This window comes from Bacteroides fragilis (genome assembly GCF_019583405.1).
Taxonomy (GTDB): domain Bacteria; phylum Bacteroidota; class Bacteroidia; order Bacteroidales; family Bacteroidaceae; genus Bacteroides; species Bacteroides fragilis_B.
On sequence record NZ_SZUU01000014.1, the window covers coordinates 37314 to 53201 of the forward strand.

15 protein-coding genes are annotated in these 15888 nt (G+C 36.9%); all 15 read right to left on the minus strand.

Features of this window, described 5'->3' with window-relative positions; genetic code table 11:
• Positions 1–371 precede the first annotated feature (371 nt).
• The 15 genes from FDF36_RS20260 to FDF36_RS20330 all read right to left on the minus strand — a co-directional run bounded on the left by FDF36_RS20260 (position 372) and on the right by FDF36_RS20330 (position 15723).
• Positions 372–1994 carry a type IV secretory system conjugative DNA transfer family protein gene (locus FDF36_RS20260; RefSeq protein ID WP_259281486.1) on the minus strand — a complete coding sequence of 541 codons (1623 nt, stop codon included), beginning with the start codon at positions 1992–1994 and terminating at the stop codon, positions 372–374.
• A 71-nt stretch (positions 1995–2065) separates the two neighbouring features.
• Positions 2066–3865, minus strand: a complete 1800-nt coding sequence (locus tag FDF36_RS20265) for a fimbrillin family protein (protein WP_220392577.1) — start codon at positions 3863–3865, stop codon at positions 2066–2068.
• Positions 3862–4338 carry a hypothetical protein gene (locus FDF36_RS20270; protein WP_220392578.1) on the minus strand — a complete coding sequence of 159 codons (477 nt, stop codon included), beginning with the start codon at positions 4336–4338 and terminating at the stop codon, positions 3862–3864. The genes FDF36_RS20265 and FDF36_RS20270 overlap by 4 nt, the downstream gene beginning before the upstream one ends.
• Positions 4339–4611 (minus strand): hypothetical protein, encoded by a 273-nt coding sequence (locus FDF36_RS20275; protein ID WP_220392579.1) that lies wholly within the window; start codon positions 4609–4611, stop codon positions 4339–4341. It lies immediately after the preceding gene.
• A 100-nt stretch (positions 4612–4711) separates the two neighbouring features.
• Positions 4712–5035, minus strand: a complete 324-nt coding sequence (locus tag FDF36_RS20280; protein ID WP_220392580.1) for a hypothetical protein — start codon at positions 5033–5035, stop codon at positions 4712–4714.
• Positions 5036–5046: 11 nt separating this feature from the next.
• Positions 5047–7566, minus strand: coding sequence for a DUF4116 domain-containing protein (locus FDF36_RS20285; protein ID WP_220392581.1), 2520 nt, complete (start codon positions 7564–7566; stop codon positions 5047–5049).
• A gap of 34 nt (positions 7567–7600) precedes the next feature.
• Positions 7601–8104, minus strand: coding sequence for a hypothetical protein (locus FDF36_RS20290; protein WP_220392582.1), 504 nt, complete (start codon positions 8102–8104; stop codon positions 7601–7603).
• Positions 8095–8454 (minus strand): M23 family metallopeptidase, encoded by a 360-nt coding sequence (locus FDF36_RS20295; RefSeq protein WP_259281487.1) that lies wholly within the window; start codon positions 8452–8454, stop codon positions 8095–8097. Before FDF36_RS20295 ends, FDF36_RS20290 begins: the two co-directional genes overlap by 10 nt.
• A 184-nt stretch (positions 8455–8638) precedes the next feature.
• Positions 8639–9745 carry a conjugative transposon protein TraN gene (gene traN / locus FDF36_RS20300; protein ID WP_220392584.1) on the minus strand — a complete coding sequence of 369 codons (1107 nt, stop codon included), beginning with the start codon at positions 9743–9745 and terminating at the stop codon, positions 8639–8641.
• A complete protein-coding gene (gene traM / locus FDF36_RS20305) occupies positions 9726–10709 on the minus strand; it encodes a conjugative transposon protein TraM (RefSeq protein WP_220392585.1) in 984 nt (327 codons plus the stop codon). Before traM ends, traN begins: the two co-directional genes overlap by 20 nt.
• Positions 10710–10711: 2 nt before the next feature.
• On the minus strand, positions 10712–11344 hold the full coding sequence (locus FDF36_RS20310; RefSeq protein WP_220392586.1) for a hypothetical protein: 633 nt from the start codon (positions 11342–11344) through the stop codon (positions 10712–10714).
• Positions 11344–12126 carry a hypothetical protein gene (locus tag FDF36_RS20315; protein WP_220392587.1) on the minus strand — a complete coding sequence of 261 codons (783 nt, stop codon included), beginning with the start codon at positions 12124–12126 and terminating at the stop codon, positions 11344–11346. The genes FDF36_RS20310 and FDF36_RS20315 overlap by 1 nt, the downstream gene beginning before the upstream one ends.
• Before the next feature lie 2 nt (positions 12127–12128).
• Positions 12129–12701 carry a hypothetical protein gene (locus FDF36_RS20320; protein ID WP_220392588.1) on the minus strand — a complete coding sequence of 191 codons (573 nt, stop codon included), beginning with the start codon at positions 12699–12701 and terminating at the stop codon, positions 12129–12131.
• Complete coding sequence (locus tag FDF36_RS20325) at positions 12698–15136, minus strand: TraG family conjugative transposon ATPase (RefSeq protein ID WP_220392589.1); 2439 nt, start codon at positions 15134–15136, stop codon at positions 12698–12700. The genes FDF36_RS20320 and FDF36_RS20325 overlap by 4 nt, the downstream gene beginning before the upstream one ends.
• A gap of 305 nt (positions 15137–15441) precedes the next feature.
• Entirely contained in the window at positions 15442–15723 is a 282-nt protein-coding gene (locus FDF36_RS20330) for a hypothetical protein (protein WP_220392590.1), read from the minus strand.
• Between the last annotated feature and the right edge of the window lie 165 nt (positions 15724–15888).

Below are 15888 nucleotides of genomic sequence, written 5' to 3' on the forward strand. Positions count from 1 at the left end.
ATCGTATTTTTGTCTCTGTTCGTCGGACGACTTTTTTTTTAAAATCCACTTATGCCCTTATTGAGTTTATCGACCTGATCTTTTCAGCCATATCAAGTAGGAGATAGGATCTGCAAGACTGAAGTGAAAAATACTACCCGCAGGGCTGGAGATTTTTCTCTTCACCCTTGGGCTCGGCCTTGCAGATGCGTACATCTCCGGAAATACCTTTGCTGACAAGATCCAGGCCGATTCAATAAGGGTATAAGTACCGCTTTGAGGAGTCCGACATCAGGAACAGAGATAAAAATACGAATAGCACAAAGTCCGCTCTCCTGAAGCAAAGCGAAAGGGAATAATCAAAAACTAATACCTAAAAGATCGCATTCCAGTTATTCTATAGAAAAGATATCTTCTAATATTTTTTCATAATTGGCTTGAACATCAGAGGGAAGTACCGGGTTGACAACCGGTATCTCCTCTTCATAACCGGGATTATATTGATTAAATCGTAGATGAAAGTCTCCAAAATTAGAATGTGCAGCACTACCAACAAATTCACCGGCCAGGAGTCTAGTAAAAAAGTGTCCTTCATATCTTTCTTCCTTCACCGTGCTAACGGTAACGCTATGGCTGGATGAATTAGAAGAAGATCCGGTTGTTCTGGATTTCTTATCAATTTCGTGTTTCCCAAAGAAATTCGGATAAGATTTAAGTGCTTCGGGATCCTTAGTTCTTCCCAGGAACATATTACTAAAGTTACTCTCCACACTGCTACGATCCAGTTTGCTATATATTTTTTCTAATTTCGCTCCTGACTGAGTGAGTAGAACAAAGCTACAAAGATATTCACGCAGTACAGAAGGAAGTTTTTCAAAGTCCCGTATTTTAAAAGTGGTTGCTTCATCCAGAAAATAGACAAATGGAACTTTATTCTCCATAGTGAATTTTCTGGTTGATATACTCATTAACATTGCTATGATCGGAGAAATGCTTCCCTCGATAGCGAAAGAGTTACAGACGGATAATAATTTGGGCCGTTTCGGATCAATCAGGTCAAAGTCAAAGTCATCTCCAGACAAGACATACATAATGTTCTTGTTAAAGGCCACCTTACTGAGCGTATTGGTTAAAGTTCCCATAATACTTGCCTGGGTTCGTTCAGAATCCTGAGAATCTATAAACCCAGATGCCAATGCTTTGGATTCGGGAGATCCCAATAAAAATTTAGTCAGTCTTTCCTTCCCGGCATGGATTACAAAATTGGCAATATGAGGCAAGGTGCAGTATTGGGGATAATCTTTGTAGAAACGGTATGCAGTTCCTTTCAAGACACCTAATCCGAATCCGAACCATTCATCACGTTTTGCTTTTTCTTCCTGACAGGAAGATAAAAAGTCATCCATAAGCTGCATTAGCAGATTTTCATCTCCAAGTACTTCCGGTTTAATAGGATTAAATCGGTACGAGCGTGTCAGATCGGTAAAGCTGACATAATAAAAATCAAAGGGATAGTTATGCTTTTTGCAAAGATTATAGGCAGTTTTTGTATAATCAAAGTCCTTATAATCGTATATGAATCCCGCAAACTTATTTATAATGTATTGTTCCAATAATGGTTTCCCAATTGATTTTGTCTTACCGGCATTAGCTCCACCATAAACCAGAAAATTATCAAATGGGTCAGCAAAAGTAATCTGTTGTGTTCCTGCATTCAATGTAAAACAATACTTCTCTTTTTTATTAACATTATTATTTTTCGTCATACTGAAATAAGTTATTCCCATCAGCATCGAACTGACAAAAGGAGTAACTTCAGCCCATGATACTTCTTTAGGTGATTCTCTGGCCAGATCCAGTGCTATCAAAGTAATCGAAGCTGAAAATGACAAATTCACAATAAAATTATAGATCTTCTTTTTAAAGAAGGAGAAGCTGAAAACAATAAAGTTTGCCAGGCATGAAGCCAGAACCAACAAAACAAACTGCAAGTTATTGATATCAAGTATCGCCATAACCATCAAATTAATCTTTTATACTGTTTTATGCTATTTCTACTCACCGTTCAGCTTCTCCATCAAATTTGCTACAATTTAATGTGAGAATAATTCACAGAAGGATTTGTATTTACGATATACTCTAATCCCCCATTAGCATATTCATTATTTTCATCCATAATCAAACCCTCTGTAACATCCTTCAGCATTTGCAATGTATTGTCCGAATCACAACGCATCAAAACCCATGTATCAGTACCATCAGCCTTGTAATACAAATGCACTGCCGGAGCATAAATATTCGGATAAGTTCTAGCAATTGATATATTACAGGTTATTAATCCATTATAATATTTATCAGACTTTGAGAGATCTACTCTAACTCGGCCTATTTCATCTGACCAGGATATTCCATCATCTTTCCATTGCTCGTTAAATTCACCCGTAAAAGTACGTTCCCATACAGCCCTTACTTCCCCATGTAAATCAACTCCTGCACGATTTGTCATGCAAAATAACATGTTGAAAGGAGTATTTAACTTAACCGTAGTAATAAATACATTTGAGGGGCCTTTCCCTTCAACTTCTAATGTTCTACAAGCCGGTATATCAGTAGAAGCCTGAACCGTATATATCCAGTCAGCATCTTCCACATCTCCGGAATAGCGAGGCATAAACCACTCCTCAGAACCTTTGTTCTGGAACAATGGTTTAAGTGAATACGTCCCCGGAGCACAATTCACATAGCAAGGAATCGTCCACCCTCCGATACCTTTTTTATCGATCTTCACGTTATAAGCCTGGTATTGTTCAACAAGCTGATCTCCATCATACAATGCCATGCGTATTTTACCTTCCCAAGCATCCCCATAATTGTAGACAAAAGCAGAGAAATAACGGCTCTCACCACGAATAACAGTCCGTCCATAATCACCATAGTTAGCAGACAGTCTTAGCATGGATCCGGAATTACTACCTACGACGATTTCATCCTCTTTCCCATACTTCTCCCAATACTGAATATCCAATTCTACATCATCGGGTGTAGGCGGTTCGCTCATCTTTCTTAAGTTCAGAGTATAAATATACTCGTATCCCGGCAACCAATTATGTCCTGTAGGAACCACATAATCGCACACTTCGCCATCAACAGTTACATGAAAAACCACTCCTGAAGTTTCTCCTATAACAGTAGGGAGAGAAATAATGCTGGTTTTCTTTATATTGGCATCATCCAGAAGATAATTACATTCCTGGGCTAAAGTGGTCTGCTCTCCGGACTGAGAAATATTTCCGGTAGAGATATCCATTGTACCTTTAGTTTTTACTCCTTCTATTTCTATTTTAGTAATTTTACCGGCATACTGATAATCATTCTTTTTAATCTTGAATGAAACAAGTGACATAGCATGTTTCATTGAAATGTTGGCGGTACTGGCATCAAGAGTCGCTGTCGAAGCGGTTCCATACAAGTAGTCTGTCTGAGAAGTCGATTCCACAGGTATTGCTTTTCCGTTTCCCGCATCTGCCGTGTATGGATAATAGCTATAAACAGTTGCCTGAGCATCTTTCATTTCCACAGCCTTATGTGTCCAAGCATCTTTTGAAAAGACTGCCTGCATATTTAGAAACTCCGTTTTCCCGTCATAAGCATTATCAAGTTCTCCATTCGTTATATACAAGCCTAATTTATCATCCTGTATAAACTGTTCTATTATCCCTCTTGTTTGCTTTATTTGTTCCAACACAGGAAAGATTTTCATGTACACAGCCTCAGGTTCCGGTGTTGGTCCGGGAGGTTCTGGCGTTGGAGGAATGATAGGATTATCATCACTACAAGCGACACAGCATAACACACATAAAATAGCACACAAATGATGTCTTTTCATATTTTTATAATGTTTGTAATTTTTCTCCAAAAATAGACCAAAATATCCCACGCCACAAATAAACAGAGAAGATAACCACACCAATTTGGTAATACTTTAAGAATCACTCCACCACACAAAGACAGCAGCATGGCATATAAGCACCAAAATATGTAATATTGCGATCCTTCTCTATTCGATATCATCTCATGTAACCTATTTCCTATACACCCATAAATAATTTTGTGAAGTGCTAAAGAGTATAAGATTATTAAAAGAAATACAGAAAAAGCCCCTTCATGTGAGGGATTCGAATGCAGTAATAACATCCCCACAAAAGCACAGGTAGGCAGAATAAACCGTCTCCAGATAGCTTTCTGTCCGGTATTTCTCTTCTGTCCCATTTCTTTTTTTAAATAGCGGTAAAGCCACCAAAGGAATACTCCTGGTACAAGCATTACCATAAACTTCAATCCAAATACAATACCATCCATCTATTCCTTCTTTTCCCAATATTTGCTTAAAAGATGAAAAGCCTCCATGAATTGATTTACTCCTTCAGTTTGCTTCTCTAGTTCTTTCTTTAATTCATCTCTTTCTTTTCTCATTACACTAAGCTGCTGCAATAATACCGGATAATTCCTAAGAACGGTTTTAATGGCTTTACTGTCAGTAGCCGATTGAGTCAATCGTTTCACTTCTTCTAAAGCCACTATCTCCCGCTCTGTAAGAATCACCTCTTTTCTTTTCTGTAAAAATGGATCCATCCGCACATTAAATTAGCAACTGTACAAAGGTATAAATATTATTTATAATAAAGTAATATTTTAATATTTATTATTTATAATATTATGCATTCCATCTTTTTTAATCTTTCATAGCATCGAATAGTATTTCAATATAGTCAGCGAACATTGCCAGTTGAGCATAAGCTCCATTCTCAGAGTTCTTAGTTTTTGCATAAGGAGTACCTTTAACTAAAACGATTGCTCCCTGCTTAATCCTTTCCACCACAGCAGGAGGATCCTCTTTGAAACTCTGGGTAACTTCAAGCCACACATTCTTTTCTTGATTTCTATTATTCAATTCACACAGAGAAAAAGAAATAAAGGGAGTTTTGGATTCTGTTATCACTCTGGCTCCCCCTTTTCCTACACGGCCAATAAACTGTAATTCATTAGTTGCTTTCATATAATTATTTATTAAATATTAATTTCAAGTTGATTTGTTAATGATTTCATTTTCGATACAAATCCCCCGATCTTCATTGGGGACATTTTAAAAAGTGAACATGAGACTTCGCTACCTCCTTTAATAATCCCTTTATCCATGGCAACGTCACTAATCTGAGGGATTTTCACATTATTAGTACTAAAAAGGGTTTCCAATTGTTGCTGATTAAATTTCAGCAAATCAATATTATTTGCTGAAAAAGATTTCGCAGCAGCCGAACAATCCAATATTTTACCTGTTGGTTTGTCCTTCAGAGATATAGTTTCCAACCGTACTTCCCTCAAATTGCCATTGTAATCAGGTATAATCTGTAAGTTCGAAGATGCAGATAGTTGTTCTGCATCGAACAGCCGGTAATCTTTTATTAGTATCCCGTCCTTATTTAATCCATAAAGAACACTATTAAGCTGATCAGCCTTCATCCTGAAGACATCGACACTATTTTGAGAGAAAGAGTCCAGAATAGGTGCTATATTCCGCACTTCAGTACCGGAAAGATCAGTACAGGTAGCCTTGGTTATTTGTAGTGGCTTCTCCGGGTTCATACAATCAACACGAACATCACAAGTGACAATATTTTTATTATCATCCAATAAAGTAATCGCTTTAAAAGTGAGTGGAACCTCCTGCAATGTTTCTTTATACATGCCCAGACGTTCAGCCAGCTCCTTGTAACCTCTTTCATTCAAGGAGGCTATTATTTTATCTGGATTAACAACCGGTACATTAGGGGATATCTTGTATATATCGTCAATGGAAATAACAGGTAAATCCTTTCCTTGAATTTTGCAATAATCGTATAAGTTAACCTCTCTTTTTATAGTCCATCCATTTTGAGGGTTATCAACAAACTCCTGTATTTTATCTCCTATAGGGGTTGGAATTTCTGTTCCGGCAGGAACTTTATATTCCACCACACGATTATCTCCAATCACCCCCGAAGACATCCATTTTTCTAATTCTTTATCGAGAAGAGTATCTATCGTTATATTTTCCATTCTATATAATGCTAACAACTCATTCGTAGAGTTACTGCGAAGCGCTACGAATACCTCTTTAGGATCCTTATCTAATATAGCCTGGACTCTCTCTAAAGCTTCATCTACAGAGATAATAGTTGAATCTGTTTCCGGCAGAAACTTTCCCCATTGCTCCGGAGTAAACTTCATCAGGTCAATGTCATGTTTTAGTAGTTCCTGGTAAACGGTTGTATAATCCATTACTTCCAGTGTTTTTTTATCTATCCAAAGTAAGTCTTGCAATTTATTTTCCGGGGTATAAGCTGCTCTTAAAAACATATTATCCCCTTCGTAAATAACCTCTTCCATATTCTTTAAGACTTCCTGAACTTGCGAAGTTCCATTCTCAATCTGTGAGATCCTTTCAGAAGAATTTTCGGAGAACATACCTGGATATTTCTCTTCCATCTCTACTCTAAAATTATCCTTTTCTTCCTGTATCGACATTTGTAGAGGATCCTCTTCTGCTGCCTTACCATAAGTTTGGTACACTGTCTGATATTCAAATTTTAAACCGACTAAATTATCAAGAAGCATCTGTGTTTTTTTCGCAAGTTCTGTTGGTTCTACCATAGCAACATTAATAGGTTGTCCATATGTCTTTTCAAGTACTATTTTACATACAGAAGGAGTCGGTTCCTCCATCTCTATAATAGAGTAAACATTGTTTTTCACCGCCTCTATCTTCATTTCTTCAGTTGGATTGGTAATATGGTCAATAGCGAACCCACGTTCTTTTACAGCGGCCAGTTTCATTTCTTCAGTTGGATCAGAAATGTATTGAATAGCCAATCCTTCTTTTTGTACAGCGACCAGTTTCATTTCTTCAGTTGGATCAGGAATGTATTGAATAGCCAATCCGTCATTTTTTACAGCGGCCAGTTTTAGCTCTTCAGAAGGATCGGAAATATAGCGGATGGCAGATCCCAAGTTATTTACAGCGGCCATCTTCACTGCTTCAGACGGATTAGAAATGTATTGGACAGCCAATCCGTTTCTTTGTACAGCTGCCATCTTTAACTTTTCAGATGCGTCAGGAATATAGCGGATAGACGACCAGTCATCTTGTACGGCTGCCCACTTCAAAGAATCCGACGGATTGGATATATACTGAATAGCAGATCCTTTATCCTGTACAGCTGCCCACTTTAAATTTTCAGATGGGTTAGCAATATATTGTATCGTATCCGGGAGAGCTGTAACCGCTTTCATTTTCAACTCCTCAGATGCATTAGGGATATAACGAATGCTAAACGAATCTGCTTCAACTGCCATTTGCTGAATTCGTTCAGTTGGATTAGAAATATACCGAATATTGTCAGCGTCAGCCCGTACCGCTATCCTTTGCACAGCTTCTGAAGGATTTCGCATGCCTTGAATTGCACTTGCATCTTTTTGTACTTTTACTAATTGTCTGTTTTCCAACACATCATAAAAAAACTGACTGATTCGTTCTGTGATTGTTGCCATAAGTATTTTTTTAAGTTATTAATTATCTTCTCCATCAAGAGAGGATTTCATTTATTCTTTGTTTAACATATTCATCCACCTCCAAAATTTTGAAGGCTGATTCATCTCTAGCTTCCATGGATATAGCATTTTCTAATTGACACTCCAGGTTAGAGCACAACTTATAACTCGTTTCCAGTCCATAGTCTCTCAGGAAGTCCCATTTTACTCTTTCGATATTAAAAACAGCATCAATAAAACGAATCCCTTTCTCTATCAATAAGAACAATATATGTTTGTCCGTATCAATTATATGATTAGGCAAATATTTTTGTGCACACTCCTGAAGGTGCCTGTTTAACAGCGTCAATGTAGGGTTACTTTTCTGAGATGTTTTAGAATCCAAGAAAGCGAAGAAAAGCTGCTTTAATTCATACTTATCCAAAAAGGCTATATCATAAGGTACCACTTCTCCCCCATTTTGGGCTATGCAATAAAGAATACGCATCTCCTTTGCCTGTTTTAATATCGAATATTCTATCATAGGTTTTAAAAACATGGTTTTATCTGTTTCTTATTTTTAATAATCTCATAATGAAGGTGATTTCCTGTACTTTTCCCAGTATTTCCCACAAAGCCAATCACATCTCCACGTTTTACAATAGCTCCTTTTCCTACATATCTCACACTCAGGTGCGCGTATTTCGATTCAAAGCCCCATTTATGTTTTACTATTATCACATTTCCATATCCCGCTTTACGTCCTGAAAAACTGACCTCACCATCGGCCGTAACATGTACAGTCGTAGCCAAAGGCAGTGCGAGATCTACTCCGGAATGGAATTTAATATTCCCATTCATCGGATCTTTTCTATACCCATAAGGACTGGTTACTCTTGCCTTCTTCATATCAACGGGAGAAATCAGAGGTATTTTCGTAATAAAGCCAGGCTTTCTCTCAATGATATCAATCACGGGCAATATGTCATCATAGCTTTTTGCCCCCTGTATTAATTGTATAAGCAGCTCTTTTTCCGGATCAGAAGAATGCACTGGAACACTATACAATATACAAAGCATCCATACCCAGCATCTATTTAATACGTAAAATTTCTGCATTTAATATCTGCCTATTATCTATTTTAAAAAAGAAATGCCTTCCTCCATTCACTTCCTGGATCTCAATAATAAATTTCTTTTTATCCGGGATAGTGAACTTCTCAAAAGCCACGATAAATGAATGTGATTCCTTAGCCGGTATCTGTTTTTTATATCCCATCATAAAAAGCGGCTCTTGAATGATCTGTTGGCCAGCTGTCTTCTTGGCAATCTTCTTATCCTGTATATAGAACCTCATAAGGTCAATATCATAATCAATAGTAGAGCGATTATTCAGCTCCAACTTCAGGAAAAGTATATTCTTCCGGATAAAAATATTCTGTATAGAGAAAATGACTCCGTTCTTCCTGGCATTCAGACGCATATTCAGATTATAAGAATCCATTGCTTTCTGAATTTTCTCACGATCTCTATTATTCACTTCATTATCATCCAACATAGCCACCTCTCTTGTTTTCTCTGTATTATCCACGACAAAACTGAGAGCAGAAGGGTGCTCTGAATAATTGATATCAAAGGTATAAAACCTTCCTCCATCGGTTATTACAGAAAGATTAGTTTCCGGGAAGTCAGTTTCCTCAGCCTTTATTTTTATAATATTATCCACATTATCAGCACGTTGAACAGATATAGTCGTATTCCCAAAATCTATATATTTCACACGATAGGGGAAAATAAGGTGCACATACTTATCCCGTGATACAGTAATGGCAAATGGTTCTTTATAAGCATCCTTCAAATCCAGATAAGTATATGGCAAGGAGTCTGAGTAGGAGACCAAATATGGATAATATTTGCCATCCGATGTCACAACAGAAACATTGGTTTCTCCCTCAAAATGTTCTAAATTAGCTTTTAATCTAAGTACATTGGCTGCTTCTTCCGGACGATCCCCTACAACATTATCATTTCCAATATTAAAATACTTAATATCAGAAGGGAATATAATATGCAAAGTTTTCTCGTAGTTAATCAAAAGAGAAGCGGCTTTCATCGCCTCCATTGAGTTCTGTGCTGTTAGTTGAGTGCTCCAAAAGAGACAAAATAGTACCAACAATACTTTATCTAAGATATATTTCATAATTCGTTTTGATAGTTACAGAGTTCTTACGAATATTCCTGGATATGACACTTTTTCCAGCATCCAAAACACTTCCCACTACATCACCGATTATACCGGTACTGCTTATCACACTCCCTGTTGAGACACCACTAATTCCATCACTTGCAGCTTCCTTCGCAATATCGGCTTTTACACTTCCGGGAATGTATATACCGGCTATTGCATCCGACCCAAAAACACTTTTGGAAAAAGGAGCGATAGTTCCTCCTATTTTCACAGACTGAATCTCCACCTGTGCCCGTTCTCCTGACAGATTCACAATACCAAACACTTCCGAGTTTTTAGGTATCCGTGTCCCGTCGTCAGCAACACAATCCTCTAAAAGTCTCATCTTTAATGTAGATCCACTTGTTACCTCCTGATCTCCATGGACAACTGCCCGAATAGCATTATGCGTATTTTGTTTGTTCATATTCACAGAAAAAAAGCGTTTCTTCTTGCCATTTACTTTTTCCGGTATTTGCTGAAGGGTGTCTTTCACTTCAACCGCTTTTACCGTATTCTCCTTCAATGTATCTATTACTACGGGTTCTATATCCGGCACATCTATTTTTTTCAGTTTCTTCTTTTTCTCTTCCTGAAGAGCTTCCTGTTCTGCATTATTCTCTAATATCTGTTGTTGGATCCTGCGAACATCAGCTGATTCCCGTTGGTAATAGCTATCAGTAACCGGTACGTCTTCCAAGTCTGTACTGACAGATGTTACTTTTTCTTCAGTTCCAGATGAAAATACATCCCTTCCCTTTTTATCATTGGATGCCATCATATCTTCGTAACTAAATTCTTTAGGAACATCAGCCCCCAGATCAATCATATCAGAGCTTTCTTTCTTTTCCCCGCTTGTGGCCTTAATTACTCCTAAAATCATCACAATGACCAACAGTGCTATCACGCTAAATATTATAACTTTTGTTTTATTCATCTCTATTCCTCCATCTCTAATGCTTGATACTCCTGCGTATAGTTCTTAAAATAGAATCCGGTGACATTCTCCGGATATTTAACCTTCTGTCTTATAACTTCTCCGGAGGAGGTTATAAGAATCCTTTTCGTATTATAGACATCATAAATAGTTAAGACAGAAGAGAAAGTTACTTTATACGGTTCCTGTTCTCCTTTTACGGAGAGCAGTTCTTTAAACTCACATTTATAAGTTACCCCTCTATCCAAAGCATCCCCATAAGCTTTCTGTTGTACATACATGGCAAAGATTCTTTTTAGATTATCATTGCTGGCCAAGAAAGCCGCTTTAGCCTGATTCTCTTTTATGGAGTTCCGATCAAAAGAATTTGTATAATATGCAGTCATAGCGCAATGATGGGTTAATAGAGAAATAAAGAGACTCTTGTTGTTCTCTACTTTTGTCTTCATATATTCTCCTCCTTTATCAATCACAATAATCTTTCCCATGGCTGTATTTACGACAGAAAATGCCCATACCAGTACTCCCACTATAACCATAGCGGAAAATCCAATAATAAGTTTCATAATCAGACTATTGTTTTTCTTTGCAACAGCCAGATCATCTACCCCCTGTATAATATCTTTTTTATCCATTACAATAGATTATTAAGTTTTGAAGTGACAGTTTTAAACAGATATAATTTAAGTATAAACCGGGTCAGTAAAGTCATCCATATTACAATTCCTCCAGTTACCCATGTAGATGTTATTGTCTCGGCAAATAAATTAGCGAGCATAAAGAATGGCAGCATCAGATAACAAATCATCATATGTTTTACCCAAGTAAAGAAATATTGTTGAGTTTTCTCATTTAACAATAAGATGATGGCAACAGGAGCCACTACCTCCAGCATAAGAAGATACAGATATCTTCCACACAAGAACATAGCATAAAGATATGCCGTTAAATAATACAAGATCGGTGCAATAATGACAGAAAACAGATAGTCTATAACAGCCCCAATCCCATCTAACAATCCAGGGCTTTCAATATATTGATTATTCTTATCATCATATAATTCAAGGAACTGAAGTAACCATCCGACATCATCACCGGTTCCTTTTAGCAAATCATCCTGTAGAGAGCTTAACAACGTCTCTACCAATAATATGATATATGGTAATCCAATAATCAGGCAAATAATAAAAATATACTGAGATATCATTTCAAAAAAATGTTTGGTATCTGGTCTTCCCGTCTCTGTATCGCATGCCTTTTTATAAATCTGGATGATTTTAGTTATTATCAATATTATTGCCAACCCAGATACAAGCCAAGTCAGCCCCTGCATTTGAATGCTTGCCTTTACTGTCTGATAAACCTTATCAACGTTTTCAACCGTAAACTCTTCAAGATGTACTCCACTCAAACCCATAGTTATCTCTTTATCAATTTATACATATCATTGGATATCGAGTTTGTTGTTTCTATACGGTCCAACAACTTGGATAATTCATTTGTATCATCCATTATTTTCATTAAGATCCCCACTCTTTCAGAGTCGTTCATCTTAAAACTGGTAGAAAGAGTTTTCGACAGCAGTTCCGTAAGAACCCGATTCTTTTGAATGATAACACCCACCGATTGCGATATCTGTTTTGTGTTCCGGAGTGCATTTTTTTTGTTTATGTTACTCATTAAACTGGAGCAGTCAGAGACCAAATTTACCTGTGCGGAAATGACATCCTTTGCCAAAATAATACCTCTTAATTGAGAGTTTACACTTTCTACAAATTCAATGCTTTTTTTCAAAAGATTCACCGATTGGATTAATTGAGTAGTCTGTCTGGCCTGTTCTACCCCCTGTTTACTAATTTCCATCGTTTGTTTACCAGCTTCGGCCAATTGCTTCGATTGTACTGCCAATCCAGCAGGATCTGATACAGTCCACTGTGCTTTCAGGTTTACACATCCGACAACTAAGAGTAAAAAAATAAAAATCTGTTTCATTGCTTATTCTTTTTTATTGTTATATAATCAGTAATAGCTTTTTCCATATCACCTCCATTCTCCCGATAAAGGGTATGTATTCCAACATAATCCTCACCTTCAGTTTGAAAGGCATAATATTTTTCTTTAGAAGTTTCCAAGCGCACAGCCAGAGCATATCTTTCTCCGAACCGTATCCAACATTCCGAATACGGTCGTTTTGAGACAAAATCATTCCTAATGGACTTCATTTGATTGATATGGGCCTCATTCTTTATTTTGAACTTGGCTATTATCTCATCATAAATAACTTCTGTCGTAGGCAAGACAAATAAAAGCTGCGTATTAGCGATAATGCCATCTGTAAATTCATTGTTAGGTAACTGCGCTGGTGTTTGTACAATAGTCATGACTGCCCCGTTTTCCTTCCTGAATTTTTGATAGCAAAATGCCACCACAGAATGTATATCTGCATCCATCTGCTTATCTTTCATTTGCGCAGTCTCAGCATATTCATCGAAAATAAGTATTCCCTTTTTTGAACGGTCAGCAAGTATTTTATGCTTAATCACATCAAAAAGGATCGTCATGACTAAAGATGTGAGAAAAGGATTACTCTTAATCTGTGTCAATTCAAATACGATAAATGATTTCTCACTCAGCCCTCTTAATGTGTCCCCCGCTTTACATACATTTTCATATCTTCCACCAGGTATGAACTCCGAACAGATATGCAGGAATGATTTTATTTCGAAATAATCTTTATCTATATTATATCGTTCACATATATCATCAAAATGATCTTTCACATAAGTATAGAAACCAGGAAAAGAGTGCGGTGCCTCACAATCTTGATAATAAGCCAAGATAAGTTTAGAAAGTGATACGGTTTGGTTAGTATCCTCAACAATATTTCTCACTCTCCAGAACTTCAATACAATCCCAATAAGAGTTTCCAATTTTTCATCATTGAGCTCTTCTCCTTCCAAATCAAAAGGATTTATGCCCAATGGTGTTTTTCCATCATAATCAATATGGAGTGACTTTTCCGGATACAAGTAACATAATTGCTCAAAACTTTTTCCAAACTCACATACTATAGTAGTCACATTTTGTTCTATGTATTGCTGGCATATACTCAAAGTCAGAAAAGATTTACCTCCTCCAGTATTTGCAAAAACAATCCCATTACGTGCCGGTATCCTTTTCTTCTCAGCATCCCAAATATCTTTTTTCAATGGTACCTGAAATATTCGATCATTGAAGAATATTCCATCTTTATCATCACTAAAGGTCGTATAGCAAATTCCCAAGGACAAAGCCACATCCAAATCAGTTAAAAAGAAGTAACCTGGATCCAACTTATTCTCTCTTCCGATTATATTGCCTACAAACAAGTTATATATACCTTCATAAGAAGGTATATAACATTTATAATCAGCTATATCCAGGATTGATTTTATTTTCTTTTCTGCATCCCGCAAGTTTTCCTCTTTTTCATCCCATATCATCACATTAAAATGAGCCCGGCAGAGAACTGAGCCATTCTCAACTATCTCCTTCTCCATTTCTACCAATTTCTTATGATGTTGCTCTATCTTAGTTCCCCAACGTTGATTTTGCCCATATATAAGTACCTTATTGTTCAAATCGTTTCGTAACTTTTCCGATCCTTCAAACCAAATCACCTGATTATAAACATGATTACAGTTCAGGTGTACTCCCAAACGTTCAAAGTTGGACATATACAGTTTAGATGCAGCCATTGGCAAAGTTGTATCTTCCACATAATTGGCGACACTATCCGGTAGAAATTCTTCGTCACACACAGCAAAAAACTTATACTTATTTTCCCCTATCGTCATCTTCTCGGCAAAATGGATATCCCGTAATCCATTATCCTCCATGAATCCATTGCTGAAGCGATATATATACTCTTTTATATCACTAACAGATAACTGTTTAACTGCCATATTGGAAATATTCTTCAAAATATTAACGGCAGTTTCCACGCTTTCAAGAAACGAAGTTATCTTTTGTCTTGTCTTATGGGAAATATGTTCATTGTATGCCAAAGGATTCTCTACATATTTCTTCTCCAGCTCCTCCATATTTCCAATAGAGAAAGCCAGAATACATTGATGCCGCAAAAACTCTCTTCCTCTAAAATACTGATCCTGTGCTTTCCCTAAAAAGGATATAGGTTCTTCTTTAGGCACATAACTTTCTTTCAGGAATACATCTTGTTTATGCACAAATGTTCCATCCGGGAGGTTCTTGAAAGCCTGGTAAAACAAGGAATGCCTGACCTCCATATCAGAGAAATAGAGTGAGTACGCTTCAGGGAGTTTTAAAGAATATGCTACAGTCATTACCCCTGTTTTGGAGATAATAACTCCATTATCTCCCCCAATGAATCCAAGGATAGAATATGCCTGCCGTGATGTAATTTCCATACTTACAAATATTTTAAGGTATCTCTATTAGTTATCGTTGTTTTTTGCGAGTTGAATTTGCGTCGAGGTGTCTTTGATTTTTTACATAGAATTTTCCATAAAAAGTAATATCCCATTAAGGATATCATCAATACCCCAACAAACTCTATTTTATTAGACTCTATCATTGCAAATCCTAACAAAGTCAGCAGGAGGAGTAGTCCCCCTGCTATTAATAAAAGGAGATAAAAGTTCTGAGCAGTTACTCCAAATATCAATAGAGGGGTATCTAATCCTTTCCTTATCGGAAATTTAGCCATAAGCCATTAAACACTAAGTTTAAGTTTTTGAACGGCTGCTACAGCTACTCCCAGAACAACCAGAATAAGGAGGGCATACAATATGGAATATATCACATTCTGTATTCCTTCCTTTTTACGGCCTGTTCCGCTTGTATCATTGATATTATCCCAATTTTTGACTAATCCATTTGCCAATCCAAGCAAAACAGTAGCCCCAATAATAGTTACTCCCCAATCAGAAAGTACTTCGTTTATTGTGCTTCTGGCTTCACCGGCCAAGAATACAATCATCATTATATTATTCATTGTATTTACGTTTAAATTATTATAAGATCAGAATAGTACCCACCAGGAAGTAAACCAAGTTCTTTCCAGGTCACGCCATCAGTAGATATAAGACACCCGGAAGTACTTTTATTGCCTGATTCCCTTTTAGCTCCAACAGCGATAAATACACCATTGTATGCAATT